The sequence below is a fragment of the Streptomyces sp. McG3 genome, assembly GCF_018619185.1.
GTDB lineage: Bacteria > Actinomycetota > Actinomycetes > Streptomycetales > Streptomycetaceae > Streptomyces.
This window is the reverse complement of record NZ_JAAXYC010000023.1, coordinates 1-21,867: the sequence shown is the minus strand read 5'-3', so window position 1 is coordinate 21,867 and position 21,867 is coordinate 1. Positions and strand designations below refer to the sequence as shown.

15 protein-coding genes and 2 pseudogenes are annotated in these 21,867 nt (G+C 71.9%); 4 read left to right on the top strand and 13 right to left on the bottom strand.

What is annotated here, in order from left to right:
* Nucleotides 1–8: 8 nt before the first annotated feature.
* Complete coding sequence (locus HET64_RS06320; RefSeq protein WP_215103067.1) at nucleotides 9–3,092, bottom strand: GNAT family N-acetyltransferase; 3,084 nt, start codon at nucleotides 3,090–3,092, stop codon at nucleotides 9–11.
* Between the two features lie 126 nt (nucleotides 3,093–3,218).
* Between HET64_RS06320 and HET64_RS06315 the strand changes: the two genes are divergently transcribed.
* Complete coding sequence (locus HET64_RS06315) at nucleotides 3,219–3,947, top strand: siderophore-interacting protein (RefSeq protein ID WP_215103048.1); 729 nt, start codon at nucleotides 3,219–3,221, stop codon at nucleotides 3,945–3,947.
* Here HET64_RS06315 and HET64_RS06310 read toward each other — a convergent pair.
* The 7 genes from HET64_RS06310 to HET64_RS06280 form a co-directional block, all read right to left on the bottom strand.
* Nucleotides 3,932–4,381 (bottom strand): DUF6463 family protein, encoded by a 450-nt coding sequence (locus HET64_RS06310; RefSeq protein ID WP_251144871.1) that lies wholly within the window; start codon nucleotides 4,379–4,381, stop codon nucleotides 3,932–3,934. The genes HET64_RS06315 and HET64_RS06310 overlap by 16 nt on opposite strands.
* A gap of 36 nt (nucleotides 4,382–4,417) precedes the next feature.
* Nucleotides 4,418–6,004: an APC family permease gene (locus HET64_RS06305; RefSeq protein ID WP_215103047.1), complete on the bottom strand. Its 1,587-nt coding sequence runs from the start codon at nucleotides 6,002–6,004 to the stop codon at nucleotides 4,418–4,420.
* Nucleotides 6,005–6,231: 227 nt separating this feature from the next.
* On the bottom strand, nucleotides 6,232–7,695 hold the full coding sequence (locus HET64_RS06300) for an aldehyde dehydrogenase family protein (protein WP_215103046.1): 1,464 nt from the start codon (nucleotides 7,693–7,695) through the stop codon (nucleotides 6,232–6,234).
* On the bottom strand, nucleotides 7,692–9,431 hold the full coding sequence (locus HET64_RS06295; RefSeq protein WP_215103045.1) for an amidohydrolase family protein: 1,740 nt from the start codon (nucleotides 9,429–9,431) through the stop codon (nucleotides 7,692–7,694). Before HET64_RS06295 ends, HET64_RS06300 begins: the two co-directional genes overlap by 4 nt.
* A 301-nt stretch (nucleotides 9,432–9,732) precedes the next feature.
* Entirely contained in the window at nucleotides 9,733–10,854 is a 1,122-nt protein-coding gene (locus HET64_RS06290) for an LLM class flavin-dependent oxidoreductase (protein ID WP_050358781.1), read from the bottom strand.
* 98 nt (nucleotides 10,855–10,952) lie between these two features.
* A complete protein-coding gene (locus tag HET64_RS06285) occupies nucleotides 10,953–11,738 on the bottom strand; it encodes an SDR family NAD(P)-dependent oxidoreductase (protein WP_215103044.1) in 786 nt (261 codons plus the stop codon).
* A gap of 11 nt (nucleotides 11,739–11,749) precedes the next feature.
* Nucleotides 11,750–12,694, bottom strand: coding sequence for a TIGR03619 family F420-dependent LLM class oxidoreductase (locus tag HET64_RS06280; protein ID WP_215103043.1), 945 nt, complete (start codon nucleotides 12,692–12,694; stop codon nucleotides 11,750–11,752).
* 258 nt (nucleotides 12,695–12,952) lie between these two features.
* Between HET64_RS06280 and HET64_RS06275 the strand changes: the two genes are divergently transcribed.
* Complete coding sequence (locus HET64_RS06275; protein WP_215103042.1) at nucleotides 12,953–13,357, top strand: VOC family protein; 405 nt, start codon at nucleotides 12,953–12,955, stop codon at nucleotides 13,355–13,357.
* Nucleotides 13,358–13,436: 79 nt separating this feature from the next.
* Nucleotides 13,437–14,279, top strand: a complete 843-nt coding sequence (locus HET64_RS06270) for an aldo/keto reductase (RefSeq protein ID WP_215103066.1) — start codon at nucleotides 13,437–13,439, stop codon at nucleotides 14,277–14,279.
* A 167-nt stretch (nucleotides 14,280–14,446) separates the two neighbouring features.
* On the opposite strand, the pseudogene HET64_RS40000 reads toward HET64_RS06270, so the two are convergent.
* Nucleotides 14,447–14,500, bottom strand: a pseudogene (locus HET64_RS40000) (hypothetical protein); the annotation flags it as partial.
* 121 nt (nucleotides 14,501–14,621) lie between these two features.
* A pseudogene (locus HET64_RS39995) lies at nucleotides 14,622–14,717 on the bottom strand (hypothetical protein); the annotation flags it as partial.
* A 319-nt stretch (nucleotides 14,718–15,036) separates the two neighbouring features.
* On the opposite strand from HET64_RS39995, the gene HET64_RS06260 reads away from it, so the two are divergent.
* The gene (locus HET64_RS06260) at nucleotides 15,037–18,918 is read left to right on the top strand and encodes a DNRLRE domain-containing protein (RefSeq protein WP_215103040.1); all 3,882 of its coding nucleotides are present in this window, start codon (nucleotides 15,037–15,039) and stop codon (nucleotides 18,916–18,918) included.
* A gap of 69 nt (nucleotides 18,919–18,987) precedes the next feature.
* Here HET64_RS06260 and HET64_RS06255 read toward each other — a convergent pair whose 3' ends face one another.
* The 3 genes from HET64_RS06255 to HET64_RS06245 form a co-directional block, all read right to left on the bottom strand.
* Nucleotides 18,988–19,593: a hypothetical protein gene (locus HET64_RS06255; protein ID WP_215103039.1), complete on the bottom strand. Its 606-nt coding sequence runs from the start codon at nucleotides 19,591–19,593 to the stop codon at nucleotides 18,988–18,990.
* 224 nt (nucleotides 19,594–19,817) lie between these two features.
* A complete protein-coding gene (locus tag HET64_RS06250; protein ID WP_215103038.1) occupies nucleotides 19,818–20,714 on the bottom strand; it encodes an MOSC domain-containing protein in 897 nt (298 codons plus the stop codon).
* A 142-nt stretch (nucleotides 20,715–20,856) separates the two neighbouring features.
* Entirely contained in the window at nucleotides 20,857–21,687 is an 831-nt protein-coding gene (locus HET64_RS06245; protein ID WP_215103037.1) for a M23 family metallopeptidase, read from the bottom strand.
* Nucleotides 21,688–21,867 lie beyond the last annotated feature (180 nt).

The following is a 21,867-nucleotide window of genomic DNA, read 5'->3' as shown; positions in this document are numbered from 1 at the left end:
CCTCCGCGCTACGCGAGTCGCAGCGCGGCCTCCCTCGTCAGGAACGCGAGCCGGGCCGTCTTCTCCGGCTTCACGATCTCCGGGCCCAGCTCGAATCCGGCCCGGACCATCCGGGCGAGGGCCTTCTCGTTGCGGGCGTCGGGCTCGACGACGACCCGCAGGCGGGCCGGGTCGCCGAAGACGAAGCCGATGAACGCGGTGAGGAGGGCGTCCGTGTACCCGGTCACCGCTCCCTCGCCCTCGGCGGGCGCGATCAGCAGGTGGATGCCGAAGTCGCCGGGCCGTACGTCGTAGCACTCGCCGACCGGGTCGGCGTCCGGCTCGTACGTCTGGAACAGCGCCGCCGGGACCCCGTCGCGCAGGGCGAGGTAGGCGTGGTGCGTGGCGAGCGAGTCGACGAACTCGTAGATCTCCCGCACCTGCTCGCGGGTGTGGCCGCCCATGCCCCAGAAGCGGGCCCGCTCCTCGGTGACCCAGCCGTGCAGCAGGTCGAGGTCGGCCGCGGGGTCGACGGGGACCAGGCGGACCGTCCCGAAGCCCTCGACCTTCTGTTCGTGGACGGCCGCGCGGAGGGCGGGAGCGGTGGGGTCGGCGGTGACGGGGGCGGTCATGGCGGGGTTCTCCTCCGGGTGGCGGGTCGTCGGGTGCAGCAGGTTCCAGTCCGTGACGACCGGGATGAGCGCGCCCCGCGCCCACCGGGCCGTCTGGTCGCGGTGGTGGGCGGATCCGGGGACTCCGGACGCGCCGAACGGGACGACCCACCGGCTGTCCTCGCGGCGGGCCAGGTCCCAGACGTAGCGGGCGGCCGGGCCCCGGGCGAACAGGTCGGTGACGCCGGGGACGGCGGAGGTGGACAGCACGCAGTCGTGGTCGCCCGCGAGCCCCGGCCGGGCCTCCTCGTCGTCGGGCGTGAGGTCGGGCAGGGCCTGCCAGGGGGACAGCCGGTGCAGTTCGCCCCACGGGCCGGGCGGAGTCTCCTCGGCCGCCGCGGCAACGGCCTCGGCCGAGGCCGCGACCAGCGCCAACCGGTCCTCGTACGGCAGGAGTCCGACGGTGAGCAGGCTCTCCAGGGCGTAGCCGATGCGGGGGACGGCGGCGAGCCAGGGGCGGAAGAGCGCCGGGTGGGCGGCCGAGCGCCACGGGTCGTCCGCACCCGTGACGCCCTTCAGGGCGGGGTGGCCGGCCAGCCGGTGGACGACGTCGGTGCGGAGGCGGGCGTAGAGGGCCGCGTCGGTGCTGTCCGCGTCCATGTGGCGGTCCCAGCGCAGCAGCCGGTCCCGGAGGCGCTCGGCGGCCGGGCCGAGGCCGGGGGCCCAGGCGAGCAGGGACAACAGGGGGCGGGACGAGGCGAGGCGGGTGTCGGTGTGGACGGCGGCCAGGGCGGCGGGCGTCCAGTCCGTGCGCGCGCCGAGCAGTTCCCGGATGCGGCGGGCCCGGTGCGGGGGCGCGAACTCCACCCCGAGCGGGGCGGCGAGGCCGCGCTCATTGGCCATCACCGCGATCCCGCCGGGGCCGCCCGCCTCGGCACGGGGCAGGGGGACGGCCTCGCCCTCGCGCCAGCCGTACGCGGGGTCCTCGGCCGGGACCACCCGCAGCCGGTTGACGTACGGGCGCACCGGGACGTGTCCGGCGACCCGGTGCAGGGCGCCCCCGGCGGTGTCGGCGGCCAGGACCACGTTGACGGGTTCGACCCAGCGGTCGAGGGCGGCGTCGAGGTCGGCGACCGTACGGGCCCGGAGCAGTGCGGGCAGCACGTCGAAGCCCAGCTCGCCGGTGACGCGGGGCGGGTGGCGGAGGCTGACGGAGAAGCCCTCTGCGGAGGCGTCGAAGCAGGGGCCCGCGCCCGGGTCACCGTCGGGGCCCGCGCCCGGGTCATCGTCCGGGGCCGCGCCCGGGTCGCCGCCCAGGTCACCGTCCGGGGCCGCGCCCGGGACACCGCCCGGGACACCGTCCGGGTCACCGCCCAGAGCCGCGCCCGGGTCACCGTCCGGGGCCGCGCCCGGGACACCGTCCGGGTCACCGTCCGGGGCCGCGCCCGGGACACCGTCCGGGTCACCGTCCGGGGCCGCGCCCGGGACACCGTCCGGGTCACCGTCAGGGCCCCCTATGATCACCGGCCCTCGGTCCGTCTCGATCACCTCGACCGTCTCCGGGTCCGCCCCCGCCACCTCGATCGTCTCGGTGTGGGCGTGGGCCCGGCGCCAGCCGTCCGGGCCGAGCGCCTCCACCCCGCCGTCCGGGGTGCGGCGCAACCGCTCCCGGTAGAGGTCCTGGTAGTCGGCCATGGCGTTGGTGATCGCCCAGGCGACGCCGCCGGTGTGCCCGAAGTGGGCGATCCCGGGGACGCCGGGGACCGCGAGCCCGACGACGTCGAACTCGGGGCAGGCGAGCCGGATCTGCTGGTAGACGCCGGGGGCCTCGATGAAGCGGTGCGGGTCGCCCGCGAGGAGCGGGGCGCCGCCGGCGGTGCGGGCGCCGGTGAGCAGCCAGCCGTTGCTGCCGGCGGTGCCGGGGCCGTCGGTCGCGAAGAGGGTCATCCGGTCGTCGCCGAGCCGGCGGGCGACCTCTTCGCGCCAGAGTTTGGTCGGGAAGCCGGCGAACAGGATGTGTGTGGAGAGCCAGACGCCGAGCGGGGTCCAGGGCTCCCAGCGGCCCGGGGCGAGGCCCACCGCGGCGAACTCGGGTGCGTGGGCGGCCCCTTCGGCGAGGCCGTCGTTGACGCCGTCGACGTACGCCCCCACCCAGGCGGCGGTCTCCGGCGCGAGGCGGTCGAAGCAGCGGCGGGCGGTGTCGGCGAGCCGGGCCCGCCGGACGAACCGGTCCCAGCCGACGGCTTCCGCACCGAGACCGCAGGCGCTGGTACCGAGCAACCGGTGCCGCTCGGTCTCCAGTTGCCAGGCCCGGTCGAGAGCGGTGGCGTACCCCTGGGCGCGGGCCAGCGCAAGGGCGTCGGGGGCCCGCAGGTGCGGTATCCCCCAGTCGTCGCGGAAGATCTCGAAGTCCCCGGGGGACGCTTGCGCGCCGCCCCGGGACGCCTCGGAACCGCCGTGCGCGCCCGCGCCCGGTCTCTCGCTGTCGACGCCGGTCGTCATCGTTTCGCCCATCCCCTGCATCCGGTGGTTTTCAGCCACTCCCCAGCCTCCGGGATTTAGGTTAGCCTAACCTAAAGTGACCTTTTGGGCAGTGGGCCGGGGCACCGGGGCGAGGCAGGAGACACCGTGGGGCATGGCTGGGAAGGCGTCGTTCTCAAACTGTTCAGGGGGCGTGACTTCACGTTCACGGTGACCGGCACGGAGCAGGTCACGGACCGCTTCCACCGGGTCCACGTGACCGACGGCGGACTGCTCGCCGCGACGGGCGGGGCGCACCCGACGATGTGGGTGCGGCTGTGGTTCGAGAAGGACGGCAAACCCCATCAGCGCGCCTACACCCTGGTCGACCCCGACCCGGAGGCGGGCACGTTCAGTCTGGAATTCGCCCTGCACGAGGGCCCTGCCTGCGACTGGGCGAAGACCGTCGGGATCGGCGAAACGGTCGACGCGACACTCCAGGGCACCGGCTTCACCCTGCCCGACCCGGCGCCCTCGCGGCTCTTCGTGATCGGTGACGCGGCGGCGCTGCCGGCGATCAACTCCCTGCTGGAAGCGGTCCCGTCGACGCCGGCGACGATCTGGTTCGAGACCGCGCACGAGGAGGACCGGAAACTGCCGTTCCGCCTCGACGGGGCCCACCACACCCTGCACCACGTGGAGCGCCGCGAGGCGGGCGCGCTCCTCGTCTCCGAGGTGAAGGCGGCCCTGCCGGAGCTGCTGGGCGAGGACCGCACGGACGTGTACGTCTGGGTCGCCTGCGACACGGCGACCACCCGGACCCTGTCGGCGTACCTCCGCAAGGAGCTGGGCCTGCCCAAGGACCGGGTGAGCGCGCTGGGTTACTGGCGGCCGTAGGGGCCCGGCCGCTGCGGCGCCGGGGCGGTCCCGGGGGTTCCGGCCGCTCCGGCGCCCGCCGTGCGCACCTGTGCGCCCCCGGACCGCAGCGACCTGCGCAGCAGGACGCCGCCGATCCCCACCAGGCTCGGAAACCCGCTCTTCGGCATGGCCACCGTGCCCACCACGCCGACGGCGGCCAGGGCGATGCCCGCCGCGCGCTGGGCCGGGACGTCGTCGTGCTCCTCCGCCGAGCGGAGCAGCCGGCCGCCCAGCCACAGGGTGGGGGCGGCGGCCATGAACCAGAAGGCGGCGGCACGGTCGCCCCGGTCGGGCACGGAGCCGACCACGTCCCGCCCGAGGTCGGCGAGCACGTCGCGGTAGATCACCGCGCCGATGGCGCCGTGGGCGATCCCGACCGCCTGGAGCCATCGCCCCGTCGAACCTCGTGTCATGGCCTCATCGTACGAGGCGTCGCGCGGGCCGGGGGATCAGTCCTCGACCACGAGGGCCGGGGTCTCCTTCGTCAGGACCTCGCCCCGGAAGAACGCCGGGCTGCGGCGCTCCATCGCGACCATCAGCACGACGCCGAGGAGCAGCAGCCCCACCCCGATGACGAACACCGATCCGACGCCGAGGACCGAGGATCCGGAGCCGTACGCCGGGTCCCACATGTCGTAGAGGGTCTTGGCGAAGACGGCGGCGAGCAGGGTTCCGCCGAGCAGCGGGAAGAGGCCCTTGAAGACCAGGTCCCGGGCGGAGCGGGTCAGTTCGGCGCGGAAGTACCAGGCGCAGGCGAAGGCGGTCAGCGCGTAGTAGAAGCAGATCATGAGGCCGAGCGCGTAGATGGTGTCGACCAGGACGTGCTCGCTGACCAGGGTCATCACGGTGTAGAAGACGCCGGTGCCGATGCCCGCCGTGACCGTCGCCCGGCCGGGGGTCTTGAAGCGGGGGTGGACCTTGGCGTACGAGGCGGGCATCGCCTCGTACGCGGACATCGCGAGCACCGTGCGGGCCACCGGGATGAACGTGGTCTGGAGGCTGGCGGCGGCCGAGGCGAGGACCGCGAGGAAGAGCAGGACGCCCAGGCCGGGGCCCATCACCGGTCCGGCGAGGGCGGCGAAGACGTTGTCGGAGGTGTCCGGGTTGGCGAGGCCGAGCCCGGAGGTGCCGGAACCGACGGCCATCTGCGCGGCGATGCCGGTGGCGAGGTAGGAGCCGACCAGGACGACCATCGCGATGAGGGCCGCGCGGCCGGGGGTCTTCTCGCTGCCGGTGGTCTCCTCGTTGGCGGTCAGACAGGCGTCCCAGCCCCAGAACATGAAGATCGAGAGGGACAGCCCGGCGGTGAAGGCCGCGAAGGACCGGACGGCGAAGGGGTTCAGCCAGGACCAGGAGAAGTCGAGCGAGGAGGCGAAGTCCGGCCCCCCGCTGCCCGCCTTGCTCAGGGCCATCGCCACGAACACGGCGAGGACCACCAACTGGAGCCCGACCAGGGCGTACTGGATGCCCTTGGTGGCGGTCATGCCCCGGTAGCTGATGGCGGTGGCGACGGCGATGAGGACCAGGCAGGTGAGGATGTGGACCGGCTTGCTGTCGTCCAGGGCGGCGACCGACGCACTGCCGGTGATCTCCCCCGCGAGCAGCCAGAAGTACGAGGTGGCGACGCCCGCCAGGTTGGACAGCACGATGATCGTCGCGATCACCAGGCCCCAGCCGCACATCCAGCCGACGCGCGGGCCGAACGCCTTCACCGTCCAGGTGAAGGAGGTGCCGCAGTCCGGCATCGCCCGGTTCAGCTCGCGGTAGGCGAAGGCCACGAGCAGCATCGGCAGGAACCCGGCCAGGAAGACGGCGGGCATCTGCACGCCGACCTCTCCGGCGGTGGAGCCGAGGGTGGAGGTCAGGCAGTAGACGGGGGCGACGGTGGAGACGCCGATGACGGCGCTGCCCATGAGGCCGACGGAGTTCCCGCCGAGCCCCTTGCCCCGTACGCCACCGCGGCCGTCACCGCCGTCGGCCGGGGCGCTTCCCCGTACCGTGTCTCCGGCCCGTGGCCGCGCGTCCAGCTGACTCATGGGAAGGACGCTATGCGCTGCGATATCCACATCCGGAGCGTGAGACTCCAACGTCTCACCCTTGGATGTGACAGCCAACTCCCCAGAAACGCTTCACCAATTCAAGGTCACATTCACGTGAAGCCTTGCAATGCATGCCACTCGACCGGACGTGACGACGTACGGTAATCGCAGCACTGTCCGTTTTGTGCCGATTCAAAATTTTCCCGCGCCCCGTGGAGGCGCCCTCAGCCGGGCCAGACGATCGCCTGCGTCTCGCTGTAGGCGTGCAGCGCGTACGAGCCCACGTCCCGCCCCACCCCGCTCTTCTTGAACCCTCCGAACGGGGCCTCCATGTTCCGCCCGACCGTGTTGACGCCGACCCCGCCCGCGCGCAGCCGGCGGGCGATCCGGAAGGCGCGGGCCACGTCGCCGGACCACACGTAGTCGATGAGGCCGTAGTCGCTGTCGTTGGCCAGGGCGACGCCCTCCTCCTCGTCGTCGAAGGGGACGACCACCACGACCGGCCCGAAGATCTCCTCGCGGACCACCCGCATGTCCGGGGTGCAGTCGGCCAGCAGCGTGGGCGCCACGTAGAAGCCCCGGTCCAGGTGGCCGGGCCGGACGCCGCCCGTGACGACCCGCGCGCCCTCCTTCCGGCCCAGCTCCACGTACGCCTCTACGCGGTCGCGGTGGGCCGCGGAGATGACCGGGCCGACGACGGTGGCCCGGTCGCGGGGATCGCCGACGGTGAGCCGGTTCGCGTACGCGGTGAGCGCGGCGGTCAGCTCGTCCTGCCGGGACCGGTGGACCAGGACGCGGGTCGGAGCCGTACAGATCTGTCCGCTGTAGAAGGAGAACGTCGTGCCGATGCCCGCGACGGCGGAGTCCAGATCGGCGTCGTCGAGGACGAGAGCCGCCCCCTTGCCGCCCAGCTCCATCAGCTGCCGCTTCATCCCGCGCCCGCACACCTCCGCGATGCGCTGCCCCACGGCGGTGGACCCGGTGAAACTGACCATGTCGACGTCGGGTGAGTCGACGGAGGCCTCCCCCGCCTCCGCGCCCGACCCGGTGACGACGTTCACCACCCCCGGCGGAACACCCGCCTCCGCGAGGGCGGCGGCCATCCGGTAGACGGAGAGCGGGTCCTGCGGGGCGGGCTTCACCAGGACCGTGTTGCCCATCGCGAGCGCGGGCGCGATCTTGCCCGCCGGGTTGGCCCAGGGGTTGTTGTACGAGGTGATGCACGTGATCACGCCGACCGGCTGGCGGACTGCCAGCGCCCCGAAGACCCCGGCCCGCCCCATCGGCCCGGCCTCGTTGATCTGGGGTGCGACGGCCTCCTCGACGGGCTCCAGGGCCCCGCGCGCGTACCGCCGGAAGCGGGCGATGCCCACCCCCACCTGCATGGACCGGGCAGTGGAGGCGGTGGCGCCGCTCTCCGCCCGCGCGACCTCGGCGTGGGCGAGGAAGTCCCGCCGGACGATGTCGGCGGCCCGGTCGAGGATCGCGGCGCGCTCCTCGGGCCGGGTCCGCGACCAGGGCCCGAAGGCGTCGCGCGCTGCCGCGGCGGCCTCGTACACCTGGGCGCGGCTCGCCTCGGGGGCGAGGCCGACGACCTCCTCGGTGGCGGGGTCGATCACCTCGTAATGGCCGCCGGCGGGCTCGACCCACTCGCCGCCGACGAACAACCGCTCAGGCACGTGGTTCACGCCGTACTCACCGTCCGGGTGTCACGGCCCGAGCGCAGCACCGTCCCCGGCACCGCCCCCGTCACCTTGTCGTCGCGCAGGGTCTCGACCCCGTTGACGCGCACGGAGACGATCCCGATGGCCTTGGAGTCCAGGCGCGGGCTGTCCCCGGGCAGGTCGTGGACGAGGGTGGCGGGCCCGGCGTCGATCCGCTCGGGGTCGAAGAGGACGAGGTCGGCGTGGAAGCCCTCCTCGATCCGGCCGCGCCCACGCAGCCCGAAGAGCCGCGCCGGGTCGTCGGTGAGCATCTTGACGGCGGCTGTCAGGGAGACGAGTTTCCGCCCGCGCAGACAGTCGCCGAGGAAACGCGTGGTGTACGGGGCTCCGCACATCCGGTCCAGGTGCGCGCCCGCGTCGGAGCCGCCGAGCAAGACGTCCTCGTGCTCCCAGGTCCGCTGCCGCAGCGCCCAGGAGTCCGGGTCGTTGTCGGTCGGCATCGGCCACAGGACCGTGCGCAGATCGTCGGCGGCACAGATCTCGACCAGGCAGTGGAAGGCGTCCTGGCCGCGCTCGGCGGCGATGTCGTTGACGACGCGGCCGCTGAGCCCCTCGTTGGCGGCGCTGTAGGTGTCCCCGATGACGTACCGGCCGAAGTTCGCGAGCCGGCGGAAGACCCCGGCCTCCTTGCTGTCGGCGCGGCGCAGCATCTCGGCGCGGGTGCCGGCGTCCCGGAGGCGTTCGATGCGCTCGGGGACGGGAAGGGCGAGGATCTCGCCCCAGCCGGGGATGAGGTTGAGGGCGCAGAAGGTGCCGAGCGACATGTTCATCGGCGTCAGGATGGGCATCGTGAGGGCCACGATCCGCCCGCCGGCGCGGCGGGCACGCTCACTCGGAACCAACTGGCGCGGTACGCGTTCGGGGACGGCGGCGTCGATGGTGAGGACGTTCCAGTTGAGCGGGCGGCCGGCGGCGGCGGTCATGTCGACGAAGAGGTCGATCTCCTCGTCGGAGAACTGGTCCAGGCACCCGGCGACGATCGCCTCCAGCTGGGTCCCCTCGTGCTCGCCGACCGCGCGGGAGAGGGCGAGCAGCTCCTCGGGCCGGGCGTGCCGGGAGGCGACGGGCTCGCCGTCGCCGTCGGAGTGGGTGGAGGACTGGGTGGTGGAGAGCCCCCAGGCCCCGGCGTCCATCGCGTCGTGGAACAGCGCGAGCATGGCGTCCAGCTGCGCGGGCGTGGGCTGCCCGCCGACCGCGTCCGCGCCCATGACGTGCCGGCGCAGGGCGCAGTGCCCGACCATGAACCCGGCGTTGACGGCGATGCGCCCTTCGAGGGCGTCGAGGTACTCGCGGAAGGTGGACCAGGTCCAGTCGACGCCGTCCTCCAGCGCGGCCAGCGCCATGCCCTCGACCCGGGACATCATCCGCCGGGTGTAGTCGGCGTCCTCGGGCCGGTCGGGGTGGAGCGGGGCGAGGGTGAACCCGCAGTTGCCGCCCGCGACGGTGGTGACGCCGTGGTTCATGGAGGGGGTGGCGTAGGGGTCCCAGAAGAGCTGGGCGTCGTAGTGGGTGTGCGGGTCGACGAAGCCGGGGGCGAGGACGAGCCCGTCGGCGTCCTCGCTGGTGACGGCCTCTTCGGTGAGGGTCCCCGGCTCGGCGACGACGGCGATCCGGCCGTCGCGGATGCCGACGTCGGCGGTGCGGGCGGGGCCGCCGGTGCCGTCCACGACGGTCGCGCGGCGGATGAGGTGGTCGAGCATGACGGTTCCCTTCTCGGGGTTCCTTCTCCGGCTCGGTGGGACAGCCGGGGTGCGCACGCTTCTGGCCGCGGTACGCACCCCGGCTCATCAGGGCGACGGTCCGGGAAGACGCCGCCCGGCTTGTCCGCGGGGGCTCCGCCCCCGCACCCCCGCGCCTCAATCGCCGGAGCGGCTTGGTCGTCCGGCCGCTAGGCGCGATCCGGCCCTGGGGGCACGATCCAGCCCCGCCGACGTTTGAGGCGAGTCTCCTCAGCCTCTCCGGCGCTTGAGGAGCGGGGTCCGGGGCAGCGCCCCGAGAGGGTCAGCCCGCGGCCCGGAACCGCGAGGTCCGATGCACGGGATCCGTATCGATCTGCGGAATCACGTGCTCCCCGATCAACCGGATCGTGTTCATCGTGTCCTCGGGACTGATCCCGATCGGCAGCCCGAAGCTCAACTGGTCCGCCCCCGCCCGATCCCACCGCCGGCACTGCTTCAGCACCTCGTCGGGATCCCCGCAGATCATCAGCTCCTCCGCGATGAGCAGCTCGACGATCTCCTCGGTGTACTCCGGCAGCAGTTGCGGCCACTCCGGAATCCCCTCCGGCCGGGGGAACGTGTCGTGGTAGCGGAACAGCAGCGACTGGAGGTAGTTGAGCCCACCGCCGACCGCGATCTCCACCGCCTTGGCGTGCGTCTCGGCGCAGATCGCGGTGGACGTCACCATCACGTTGTCGTTGACGAACGCGCCCACCGGCTCGGCGTCCTTGACCGCGTTCTTGTAGGACTCGACGACCCACTCCATGTCGGAGACCTTCTGCACGCTGAAGCCCAGCACGCCGAGCCCCTTCTTGCCCGCCATGGCGTACGAGGACGGCGACCCGGCCGCGTACCACATGGCCGGGTGGGACTTCCCGTACGGCTTCGGCAGGATCTTGCGCGGCGGCAGGGACCAGTGCTTGCCCTGGAAGCCGACGTACTCGTCCTGGAGCCACATCTTGGGGAACTCGGCGATCGTCTCCTCCCACAGCTCCTTCGTGTGGTTCATGTCGGTGATACCCGGCATGAACCCGAGGATCTCGTGGCTGCCCGCACCCCGACCGGTGCCGAACTCGAAGCGCCCCTCGGAGAGATGGTCGAGCATCGCGACCTTCTCGGCGACCTTCACCGGATGGTTGACGGGGGCGAGCGGGTTGAAGATGCCGGAGCCGAGGTGGATGCGCTCGGTGGCGTGCGCGAGATAGCCGAGGTACACGTCGTTGGCGGAGAGGTGCGAGTACTCCTCCAGGAAGTGGTGCTCGGAGGCCCAGGCGTACTTGAAGCCGGACTTGTCCGCCTGGATGACGTACTCGGTCTCCTCGATCAGCGCCTTGTGCTCTGCCTCGGGGTCCACCTTGGCACGCGCGGCGGGCACGTACCCCTGAACAAAGAGCCCGAATTCCACGGAGGTTCACCGTCCTCGAGTATTTCTGACGCACCGTCAGATTGTGATGCGACCGACTGTTCCACCGCCACCGCGACCCGTCAATACCTGACGCTTCGTCAGAACGGGCTGACCCCCGCCAGCCACCCCCCGTCCACGACGAACGGCTGCCCGGTGACGTACGAGGAATCCGGGCCGGTCAGGAACAGCACCAGCGCGGCGACCTCCTCGGGCCGGCCGATCCGCCCCATCGGCACGAGCTTGCGGTAGTACGCGTCCAGGGCCGCGCTCGACGTCGACAGGTCGGCGTCCGCGTCCAGCAGCGCCGGGTTGCTCATCGCGGTGTCGACGGCCCCCGGGCAGACGGCGTTGACCCGGATGCCCTTCCCCGCCAGCTCCATGGCGGCGACCTTGGTCAGCCCCAGCACCGCGTGCTTGGTAGCGGCGTACGCGCCGACCAGGGGCATGCCGGTCAGGCCGGTGTACGAGGAGGTGTTCACGATCGTCCCGCCGCCCGCGGCCTCGATCTCGGGTGCGACGGCGCGTATCCCGAGGAACGCGCCCGTCATATTGACCCGCACCACCTGCTCGAACTCGGCCAGCGGGGTGTTGACCAGCTCGTTGAAGCGCAGGATGCCCGCGTTGTTGACGAGCCCGTCGATCTTCCCGAAGGCGTCCTTGGTGGCGGCGACGGCCGCGGCCCAGTCCGCCTCGTTCCCGACGTCCAGCGTGACGAACCGGGCGACCGACTCCCCCAGCTCCCTCGCCAGCGCCTCCCCCTGCTCGACCAGCACATCGGCGACGACGACCCGCGCACCCTCCTCGACGAAGAGCCGCGCCTCCTGCTCGCCCTGCCCGCGCGCCGCCCCGGTGACCAGGACGACCCGCCCGTCCAGCTTGCCCATGTCCGTCTCCTTCACGTACCGAGGTGGGGGGCCACGTCCGCACCGAACGCCGCCATCTGATCGGTCAGTTCGTCCACGCTCCGGCTCCGGAAGCGCACCTGGATCTGGTGCACGCCGATCGCCGCGTACTCCCGCAGCGACTCCGCGAGGGCCTCCGGCTCACCCGTGAGCGTCCGCCGTCCCACGGACCACCCGGGCTCACCCACGTACACCGGCTCGGTGATCGCACCGACGACGATCGGCGCCTCGATGCCCGCCTCCTCCCGCAGGGCGTGCACCCGGGCGATCGTCGCGGGCAGCCGGTCCCGGGCATCGCCCTGCGGAAGCCACCCGTCCCCGCGCACGGCGGCCCGGCGGGTGGCGGCGGGCGAGGAGCCGCCCACCCAGATCGGCACCCGTTCCTGGACCGGCCGGGGCAGCTGCCCGAGCCCGCCGAACGAGAACCGCTCCCCCGCGAACTCCGGGTACTCCTCGGGCCCGAGCGCGGCCCGCAGCGCGTCGATCGACTCGTCCAGGACGCCCCCACGCCCGTCGAAGTCCGCCCCGACCGCCTCGAACTCCTCCCGTACGTGGCCGGCCCCGACCCCGAGGATCAGCCGGCCACCGCTGAGGTGGTCGAGGGTGGCGTACTGCTTGGCGGTGACGAGCGGGTGGCGCAGTCCGACGACGGCGACATGGCTCATCAGGAGGACGCGCCCGGTGACTCCGGCGAGAAAGGCGAGCGTGGCGACGGGGTCGTACCAGACGGTGCTCATGCCGTCCGCCAGCCGCCGCGGGATGGCGACGTGATCGCAGCCGGCGATGTAGGCGAAACCGCCGTGATCGGCGGCGCGGGCGATGCGGACGAGATCGGCGGGGGTCGCCGCCGCCTCCCAGGGTTCCGCGTAGATGACGCTCTGCGACTGGACCGGCAGCTGCATCCCGTACGACAGCGGCCCGCTGGGCAGTATCGGCACGGCGGCCTCCTTCCCCTCCGGCCCGGGGCGGTCCGCCCCGGGTGACGGCCGCCATCGTCATACCTGACGGACCATCAGACAAGAGGCGGGAGCACATCGGGGCGCACCGGCGACGGGCACCGATGAGTTTCACGGCCGCCGGCGGTCAGCAGTGGTAAGCAGGACAGATCGGCCGACCGGGGTCGGTCCGGCCGGCCCACGGCCCACGACGGCCCACGGACCACGGCACGCACGATGGGCAGAGCGAGGAGAACGACCATGACGGCTTCCACCGACGACAGCACCGACACCACCAGCACCGAGGGCATCACGGGCCTCGGCGTCATCATCGGCAGCACCGACTCCGCCGCCCTGATCGCCTGGTACCGCGCCGCACTGGAGCCCCTGGGCGCCCGCTGGGCGGAGCACTTCCTGATCGTCGGCCCCGGGGCGATCATCGGATTCGACGAGCGGGACGACGTGGCGGACAAGGCCGCCGAACCGGGCCGGCAGCTGATCAACCTCACCGTGCGCGACATCCGGGCGGCGGAGAAACACCTCAACACGCTCGGGGTGACCTGGGTACGGCCGGTCGAGGACACCGGGGACGGCTGGTTCTTCTCCACGATCGTGGACCCGGTGGGCAACTACCTCCAGCTCCTCCAGGGCCCGGGAACACCCTGAATCCCCTCCTCCGCACGACACGGGCGGCTACGTTGGCGAAGCCATCCGAAACAAGGGGATTCCAGCGGACATGCCGAACATGCCATCGCCGACGACGTTCCGTATCGGCGGAGACCTGACCGTGGGACGGCTGGGGTTCGGTGCGATGCACCTGCCCACCGAACGGCCCGAGGACCGCGAGGCGGCCATCGCCGTGGCCCGCCGGGCCGTCGAGCTGGGCATCACGCTGATCGACACGGCCCACATGTACGGGACCGGGGCCAACGAGGAGCTGCTGGCGGAGGCGCTCCACCCCTACCCGGACGACCTCCTGATCACGACGAAGGTCGGCGTCGTCCGGTTGGCCGGGACGGGTGACTGGGCCCTGAACGGCCGCCCGGAGTCGCTGCGCGCGGAGGTGGACCACGCCCTGCGCCGGCTCCGCGTCGACCGGATCGAACTGCTCCAGCTCCACCGCATCGACCCGGAGACCCCGCTCGCCGACCAGCTCGGCGCCCTGCGGGACCTGCGCGAGGCGGGGAAGGTGGGCCGGATCGGCCTCTCCGAGGTGTCGGCCGCCGAGCTGGCCGAGGCCAGGGAGATCGTCGACATCGCGAGCGTGCAGAACCGCTACAACCTCACCGACCGCGAACACGAGCCGGTCCTCGCGGCGTGCGAGGCGGCGGGCATCGCCTTCCTGCCGTGGCGGACGGTGGCCTGGGGCAAGGCGGGCGACCGCGCGGAGGTGGCGGCCGCGGCCGCCGAACTGGGCGTCACGGCCACCCAGGTCTGCCTGGCCTGGCTGCTGGACCACTCCCCGGCGATGCTCCCGATCCCGGGCACGTCCAGCGTCGCCCACCTGGAGGAGAACACGGCGGCGGCGGCCATCGCGCTCACGCCGGAGCTGCGGGCGCGGCTGGACGCAATCGGGGAGGGTGCGTAGCCACCACGACGGCGACTTCGAGACCGTCGCCCGCACCACCGGACGGCCCACCAGGACGCTGGAACCGAGGTAGCCGCCGGCCTCCGGCAGTACCCGGCGGACCAGTCCGGCTCGTCCCGGACGACCCCCTCCGGGTCGGCGCCGGCAGCTTCGGCGAACTCCGGGAAGTCCGGGTTCGCGAGCTGAAGATTCCCGTGGACCCTGTGGACGGCGCCCGGCACGACCCGCACATCGCGGGGCGTCGGTCAGCTCCTGGTAGTGGACCGGGTCGAGGTCCTGGTCGTCGTCCGCGCCGAGATCGAGCGCCGGCAGCGGGCGCGGGGGCGAGCGCATGGTGACGCCATCGGCGAGGAACACCACGCTCAGCTCCTCGTCCCGCGCCGCCGCGACAAGAGCCTCGTCATTCGTGACCCCGTCCCACCGCCGGTCGTCGATCAAGAGGCGCGCTGCCGAACCCCGTCACCGGTCGCCTCCGGGGAGGCGGCCGGAACAGCCCTGCCGAGAAGACGCCCGGAACAGCCGTGCCCGACGTCTGCTTCTCTCCGCTACCTGACCCTTTGGGTCAACTGATCCTCACCTTCGCACCCTCTCCGCAACTCTCGCGCAGAGGCGGCACGAATATCCGTACAACCCCCGCCCCCGGCACGGGGAACGGGCCGGATCTCGACCGATCCTCCAGACAACCGTGGTGATCATCTCAAATAAGTCAGTCGCCAACTCCCCGGTCGGCCCTTACCCCGCGCCTACGCTCCTGCCGGTGATCACGCCGACCGGTGTGATCGGGAAGGACTCCGAGTTGTCCACGCACATACCGGGACGCACACCCCGGTCCAAACACAGACGCACGCATGTCGCCGCCATGGCGGCCCTGTTGCTCGCCGCCGACGCGCTGCTGATGTCCGGTCAGGCCGGCGCGGCCGTCGAGGCCGAACCCGCTGCCGCCACCGCGGACGCCGTCGCGCAGCCGAGTGCCGCCGAGATCTACGCGTCGGACCTGGCCTGGGCCCAGAAGCACAGCAAGGGCGGTATCCCCTGGGCGCTGGCCGAGGCGGAGAAGTCGGGCAGGACGACCCTGGTCCCGGACGAGACCACGCCGACCAATCTCACCTACGCCCACCCGGACGGGACGCTGACCTCCGAGGTCAGCGCCGGTCCTGAGCGCATGCTGCAAGACGGCGCGTGGGTCGATGTCGACGCCACGCTGACCACCACCGAGACCGGTGGCATCGAGGCCAAGGCGCACCCCGAGGGCCTGACCCTCGCCTCCGGGAGCGGCACGCCCGCCCGGTCGCTGCGGGCGGCAAACGACGCCGCGGGCCGTGACCTGGTCACCCTGGGCAGCGCTGCCGAGCAGGTGACGCTCCAGTGGAAGGGCGGTCTGCCCGAGCCCGTGCTCGACGGCACCACCGCCACGTACGAGGACGCGCTGCCCGGCGCCGACGTGATCGTCAGGGCCACCCGCACCGGCTTCGAGCAGTACGTGAAGCTCCGGTCGAAGCCCGCGGCCGACGACTACACGTACACGCTGCCGCTGAAGGCGAAGGGGCTCAAGGCCACCGCGCAGAAGGACGGTTCGGTCCTGTTCACCGACGCCGGTACCGGCGCCGAGAAGGCCACCATGCCCGCCCCGATGATGTGGGACGCGAGCGTGGGCAAGATCTCCGGCAAGCACGACAACCGCGCCAGGGTCGGCATGAAGGTCGTCGACCACGGCGGCGGCGACATCGACCTGGAGGTCACCCCGGACGCGGAGTTCCTCGCGGACCCCGGCACCGAGTACCCGGTGACCGTGGACCCGTCGACCTCCGCTCTGGGCAACACCTTCGACACCTATGTGCAGCAGGGTGAGACCACCGACCTCGGCGCGGAGACGGAACTCGACTTCGGCAACCCGGGCACCACCAACCCGGACGGCACCCCGCGCACCGCGCGCACACTGATGACGTGGAACACCGAGCCGTTCGCCGACGCGCTCGTCTCGTCCGCCGGCGTGCAGCTGTACAACTTCCACTCCGGCGCCACCGACTGCAAGCCGCAGAGCTGGACCGTGTGGAACACCGGCGCGGGCTCCTCCGCCTCGCGGTGGACCAAACAGCCCGAGTGGATGCAGCAGTACGCCTCCTCCACCCAGACCGCCGGCTACCCGACCGGCTGCGCCGACACCGCCGACGGCTGGATCAAGGCCGACGTCACCGACCTGGTCAAGGTGTGGGCCTCGGGGAAGCAGACCCGCGGCCACATGGGCGTACGCGCGACGACGGACGACACCAAGGGCTGGAAGCGGGTCAACTCCCGTAACGCGACGGCGAATCAGCCCAAGCTCACGGTGAACTACAACTTCCGTCCCGGTGACGGCACCGCCCAGCAGGCCGGTGCGCCGTTCAAGTCGTACGCCGGCGTGTGGGCGGTCAACTCCACCACCCCCACACTGCGGGACAAGTTCGCCGACGCCGACGGCGACAAGGTCAACGGCACCTTCCAGGTCTACGACGCCGCCACGAACAAGCCCATCACCACCCCCGCCGGCGACGGAGCGATCGTCTCCGCCGACGTCGATCCGGGTGAGTGGGCGTCCGTGAAGGTCCCCGCCGGTCAGCTCGTCGACGGCAGGACCTACAAGTTCCGCACCAACTCCTACGACAACAGCCACTACAACCTCAACTGGTCGCCGTGGCGCGAGTTCGTCGTCGACACCACCGCGCCCGGTGAGCCCAAGAGCATGACGTCGGCCACCTACCCGGAGAACTGGGGCGGCGGAGGCAAGGGCATCGCGGGCACGTTCGACGTCAACACCGGCGTCGCCGACGCCCGCGACGTCCAGTGGCGACTCGACCCGTACGAGGACGACGCCGCGGACTTCGGCTGGGCCACCGTGGCCACCAGCCTGCCGAAGGCCTTGGCGGCGGCGGAGGCGACCGCGTCGTACAGCGCCGCGCCCGCCGCGGACGGCAACCACGCCATGCAGGTCCGCTCCGTGGACCGCGCCGACAACGTGGGCCCGGTCAAGGACTACGGCTTCACCGCGGGCAGCCGGGACTACAACCGCGCCCAGAAGGTCGATATCGAGCTGCCGCAGCCGGACACCACGGCGACGGCCCCGGATCACATCAACACCCCCGTGGAAGCGGCGGTCGCGTCGTCCAGGGCCAGGAAGGGGGCGGCCCGCACCTTCACGAACAAGGAGCAGGGCGGCTCCATGACGGTGGAGGTCACACCTCTGGCCGGGCGTTCCGAGGCGTGGCGCGAGACCGTGGCCGCCGATGGCGACCGCGGTACGGCCCGGGCCAGGGCGATGTCGGGTCCGGTCATCAAGGACAAGGCGTTCTGCGATCCGGACAAGGCGAACCAGAAGTCCTTGTTCACCCGGGACGCCGCCTGCCTGATCGAGCAGTGGAAACTGTCGGCGGTCGACCCCACCTCCGGTGGGCTCCAGAAGTTCCAGCAGAACATCGAGGTCATGCTCCAGGTCCAGGTGGACCGGACGAGCGACAGCGGCCTCGTGGAGACGTACGTCCAGATGAAGCCGCTCGACAAGCCGCTCGACGACGGCTACCTGCCGTTCTTCGGCGGGGACTCCATCAAGTTGATCGCCACCAAGGCCCGTTGCGGCGTGGGCACCGGCGGATGTGTGGAGGAGGACACGTCCTTCAGCTGGGCGGGCGACAACGAACCCATCTGGGACGGGAACAACGACACCAGCGTCGTCTCCGGGAACGTGACGCACAAGTGGAACGGGTCACTCCAGGACGCATCCGGCAAGCGGGACATCGACCTGTCGAAGAAGTTCCCCGTGGACGTGTACGGGATCTTCACCAGTGAGCAGGAGGTCGTGGACCCCGGCAAGGGCGGCACCTGGGACAGCGTCGAGATCACCTCGACCGCGGTCGGCGTACGGTGCGACAAGGTGTACGCGACGCACGGCTGCGTGCTCCCCGACTACGCACCCGGCTACAAGTTCAACGCGGCCAACTACCCGGCCGCCGCCGCGCACGCCTGGCTGATCCAGAACAAGGCCAAGTATCAGGGCCTCGGCGCGAGTCCGCAGAACCCCCTGCACTACATCCCCGGCCCCAAGTCGGGCGAGACGACCCCGTCACGCCCGGCCAACGGGTACAACAAGGATCACTCCCGGGAGAAGGTGATGTGCCCGAAGTCCGGTTCGAAGCGGACCGACGGATGGGTGCCGAAGAAGCGCTTCCTCAATCACCCGAACACCTTCCTGCACCACGAGCTGATCGCCACGGGAAGGCCGGACTCGATCTCCTGCGACGAGTATCCGTTCGCCGCGACGTACGAGTCCCCCGGTATGCCGGCGTCGGTCGGCGGGAAGATGCCGGCCGGGGCGAACGGCGGTGGCGAGTGCGTCCAGACCGCGGCGGTGAAGGCGGACAACGGCTCCGAGCACCTGGTCGACGACACCCGCTACGACCCTCCCACCTGGGATGAGACCTGCGGACGCTCCTCCATGTCCAACGCGGTCAACGGCGGTTCGATGGACCGGATGTCGGTCGGCCTGAACCCGTTCCTGTCGAAGATGCGCATGCTCGACAAGGACGCGTTCTGGGTCGACCCGGGCAACGAATGGTTCGTCGGATGCGACACGTCCAAGGCCGAAGTCACGTGCAAGATGCAGAAGTGATTCCACGCGCGGCGTGAACGGGCGGGGGCGGCGTCGGTCGCCCCCGCCCAGCACGTGCTACCCCTGCTCCTACCCGTGCAGCGGACGCCACTCCGCTTCGTCGAGCGACACCCGCTCCGGGTCCTCCCACAGCAGACAGCCGAGCGCGATGCCGGGCTGGTGATCCGGGGTGACCAGAGGACCGGTCCCCGACTCAAGAGCCTCCGCCACAGCCCCGAGGTACGCGGCGACGGAACCGAACTCGGGAGAGACCGACCCCACCGGCGCCGCCCCCTCGTCGGGAAAGCGCCTCACCTGCCCCGTAGCGGCGTCGACGGCGAATCCGGTCTCGGCATCGCCCGGCGCGGCCCACGGAGCCCAGTCCGGCCGCGGCACACCCCGCAGGGCAACAGCCGGCACGCCGAGCATCCGCTCCGAGGAGAGCCATTCACACCCTCCCGGCAGCCACGCCGCAGGATTCACCTCGCCCTCGTCATCCCCCTCGACCTCATACCCCTCCGTCCCGTCATGGACGGTGAGCAGGAACCGGAGGTCGTCGTGGACGGGCACGTACTCGCCGGCCCGGTCGATATCGGGACCTGCGGCCGGCGCCCTCAAGGAGCGGTGAGAGCCGGGCGCGTTCTCCGCGAGCCAGCGCTCGACCCGGTCCCACGCCTGCGCGATTTCTCTACTCATGATCAGCAGCCTACTGACGCGGGTCACCGCGGCCGCCGGGCCGCCGCATCACAGGAGCTTTCCCCGCATGCGCCTCCGCACGTGGACTCCCGCTCCGCCCTGACCGTTGACGCCCGGTCGCCGGTCCGTCCCGAGAAGCCTTCAGTCATCCGTGCCGCTCTTGGTGTACACGAGCTCGGCCGGCCCCTGGTCATGCGGTTCGGCGGTGGTTTTCGAGGCAGGCGTCAGGCCTCCGCGTCGCCCCACTCCTCGACGGCCACTTCGTCGCCCACCGACAGCTTCCCCGGCCGCACCACGGAGAACTTCGCGCCGAACACCACCCCGCCGCCCGCCGCCCGCCGGTAGCCCGCGAGGGTCCGCAGCGGCTCCGGGCCGCCCCGGGCCCCGGCCTCCTGGTCGACGAGGGTGACCGCGCAGCGGACGGCGAGCTTGGTGTAACCCAGGTCGGCCGCGCCGATGGTCATGCGGCGGATCCGGTCCTCGGCGTGGGGTTCCGCCGCCCAGTCCTCGCCATGGCGTCCCTCGGGATGGCTGTCGATGACGATGTTCGGGCGGAAGCGGTCCATGGCCAGAGGCGGGGCGCCGCGCTCGGCCATCCGCGCGTGCAGGTGGGCGAGCGAAGCGCGGGAGAGCAGATGGACGGCGCTGCTGTCCGCGTATCCCGACGTGCCCGGGGTCAGGCCGTCGGTCTTGCGGTCGTGCTCCGGCGGCACGCGGACCAGCCGGCTCGGGACGCCCAGGAAGTCCGAGAGCCAGGCCGCGGCCTCCTCGCCCTGGTCGATGCCCTGGAACGTCGCGCCGAAGAGGTCGACCTCGCGGCGGGGCGCGGACGTGGTGACGTCGAGGTGCAGCTCGTCGTCACCACCGCGAACGTCGGCCCCGCCCTCGCCGCTCTCCCGCCCCGCCGATCCGAGCGTGAGCCTGCTGCCGTCGGCGCTGATCGTGGGCCGGACGAGGGCGAGGCGGGGGTCGCGGCGTTGGGTGCGGTAGACCCCGTCGACGCTGACGACCATGAAGCTGCGGTCGTGCGCGAGACCCGCCGGCGTGAGGTGCGTACTGTCCACGGACGTTCCCGCGCACCCCTTGACGGGGTACGTGAACAGATCGACGACGGTCGCCATACGGCCCGCTCCTTCGTGAGGTCCCCTGCCCCCGGAACTTCCGCCGTCGGGCCCGTACAGCCAGGGTGCCAGGCCGCACGGATCTTGCTCGACGGCTTTCACGCCAAACCGTGGCGCGCCACACCGCGGGCCCCGCCCCGGCTCAGCAGTCCGGGATCACCGCCCCGTTGTTGTCGCGGGCCTCGTCGTTGCCCCAGCGGGAGAGGTAGTAGGCGGAGACGTACGCGTTGCGGCCGTTCTTGCCCGCGTACACCGTGTCCAGGTCGGTGCGCAGCCACCAGTGGTTGAACTGGGTGGCCGTGCCGACCCGCGCGCCCCACACCTTGCAGTACACGTAGTTCGTACCGGCGTTCAGGACGCCCTGGGCGTCGGCCGTGTTGGCGGCGGCGTAGCCGGTGGCGTTGGCGAAGGTGTCGACCCAGTGCTTGCCGCCGCTGCCACCGCAACCGTTGTCGCTGGTCAGGTACTTGTTGTAGTACGAGCCGGGGTACGGGGCGAGTGACTGGCCGTTGATCACGATGTTCTGGCCGACGCCGTTGTAGAGCTGCTCGTAGTGGATGTGGGCGCCGGAGCTGTTCCCCGTGGAGCCGGTGGTGCCGATCTGCTGGCCCTGGGCGACCTGGGCCCCGTTGGCGACGGAGAACGCGGCGAGGTGGAAGTAGTACGTCTTCCAGCCGCCACCGTGCTCGACCGCGATGTAGTTGCCCGCGCCGCTCGGCTGGGAGTAGCGGTAGGCGGTTCCGGCGGCCGAGGCGAGGACCGGGGAGCCCGCGGTGGCCCCGCCGTCCGTGCGGACGAAGTCGAGAGCCTGTCTGACCTCGGCGGAGTGATGGCTGTACGTCCATTGCTGGCCGCAGCCGTAGGGCGCCTTGAAGTTGGGGGCGGCCGCGGCGGGGCTCGCGGTGGCGGTCACGGTGAGCAGGCCTCCGAGGAGCGCCAGCAGGGCCAGCAGACTGGTGCGGGTCGAGCGCATGGGTGAGGGAACCTCCGGGTCGACAACCGGGCAGTGGGGTGCGAGGCGCGGAACGCGAAGTGCGAAGTGCCTTTCTGTCTAGGCGAGTTGACCGGAGCCCAGGGTGCCGCAACTTCCGGCGCGGGGACAGACCTCGCGGGGCGCTTCCGGGGCCCGGGGGACTCCCCAGGGGCCCCGCCC

What these genes read in the sequence shown, in the direction of transcription:
- HET64_RS06320 (WP_215103067.1), bottom strand. Translation starts at nt 3,092, where the DNA reads ATGACGACCGGCGTCGACAGCGAGAGACCGGGCGCGGGCGCGCACGGC.
- HET64_RS06310 (WP_251144871.1), bottom strand. Translation starts at nt 4,381, where the DNA reads ATGACACGAGGTTCGACGGGGCGATGGCTCCAGGCGGTCGGGATCGCC.
- HET64_RS06305 (WP_215103047.1), bottom strand. Translation starts at nt 6,004, where the DNA reads ATGAGTCAGCTGGACGCGCGGCCACGGGCCGGAGACACGGTACGGGGA.
- HET64_RS06295 (WP_215103045.1), bottom strand. Translation starts at nt 9,431, where the DNA reads ATGCTCGACCACCTCATCCGCCGCGCGACCGTCGTGGACGGCACCGGC.
- HET64_RS06285 (WP_215103044.1), bottom strand. Translation starts at nt 11,738, where the DNA reads ATGGGCAAGCTGGACGGGCGGGTCGTCCTGGTCACCGGGGCGGCGCGC.
- HET64_RS06275 (WP_215103042.1), top strand. Translation starts at nt 12,953, where the DNA reads ATGACGGCTTCCACCGACGACAGCACCGACACCACCAGCACCGAGGGC.
- HET64_RS06270 (WP_215103066.1), top strand. Translation starts at nt 13,437, where the DNA reads ATGCCATCGCCGACGACGTTCCGTATCGGCGGAGACCTGACCGTGGGA.
- HET64_RS06255 (WP_215103039.1), bottom strand. Translation starts at nt 19,593, where the DNA reads ATGAGTAGAGAAATCGCGCAGGCGTGGGACCGGGTCGAGCGCTGGCTC.
- HET64_RS06250 (WP_215103038.1), bottom strand. Translation starts at nt 20,714, where the DNA reads ATGGCGACCGTCGTCGATCTGTTCACGTACCCCGTCAAGGGGTGCGCG.
- HET64_RS06245 (WP_215103037.1), bottom strand. Translation starts at nt 21,687, where the DNA reads ATGCGCTCGACCCGCACCAGTCTGCTGGCCCTGCTGGCGCTCCTCGGA.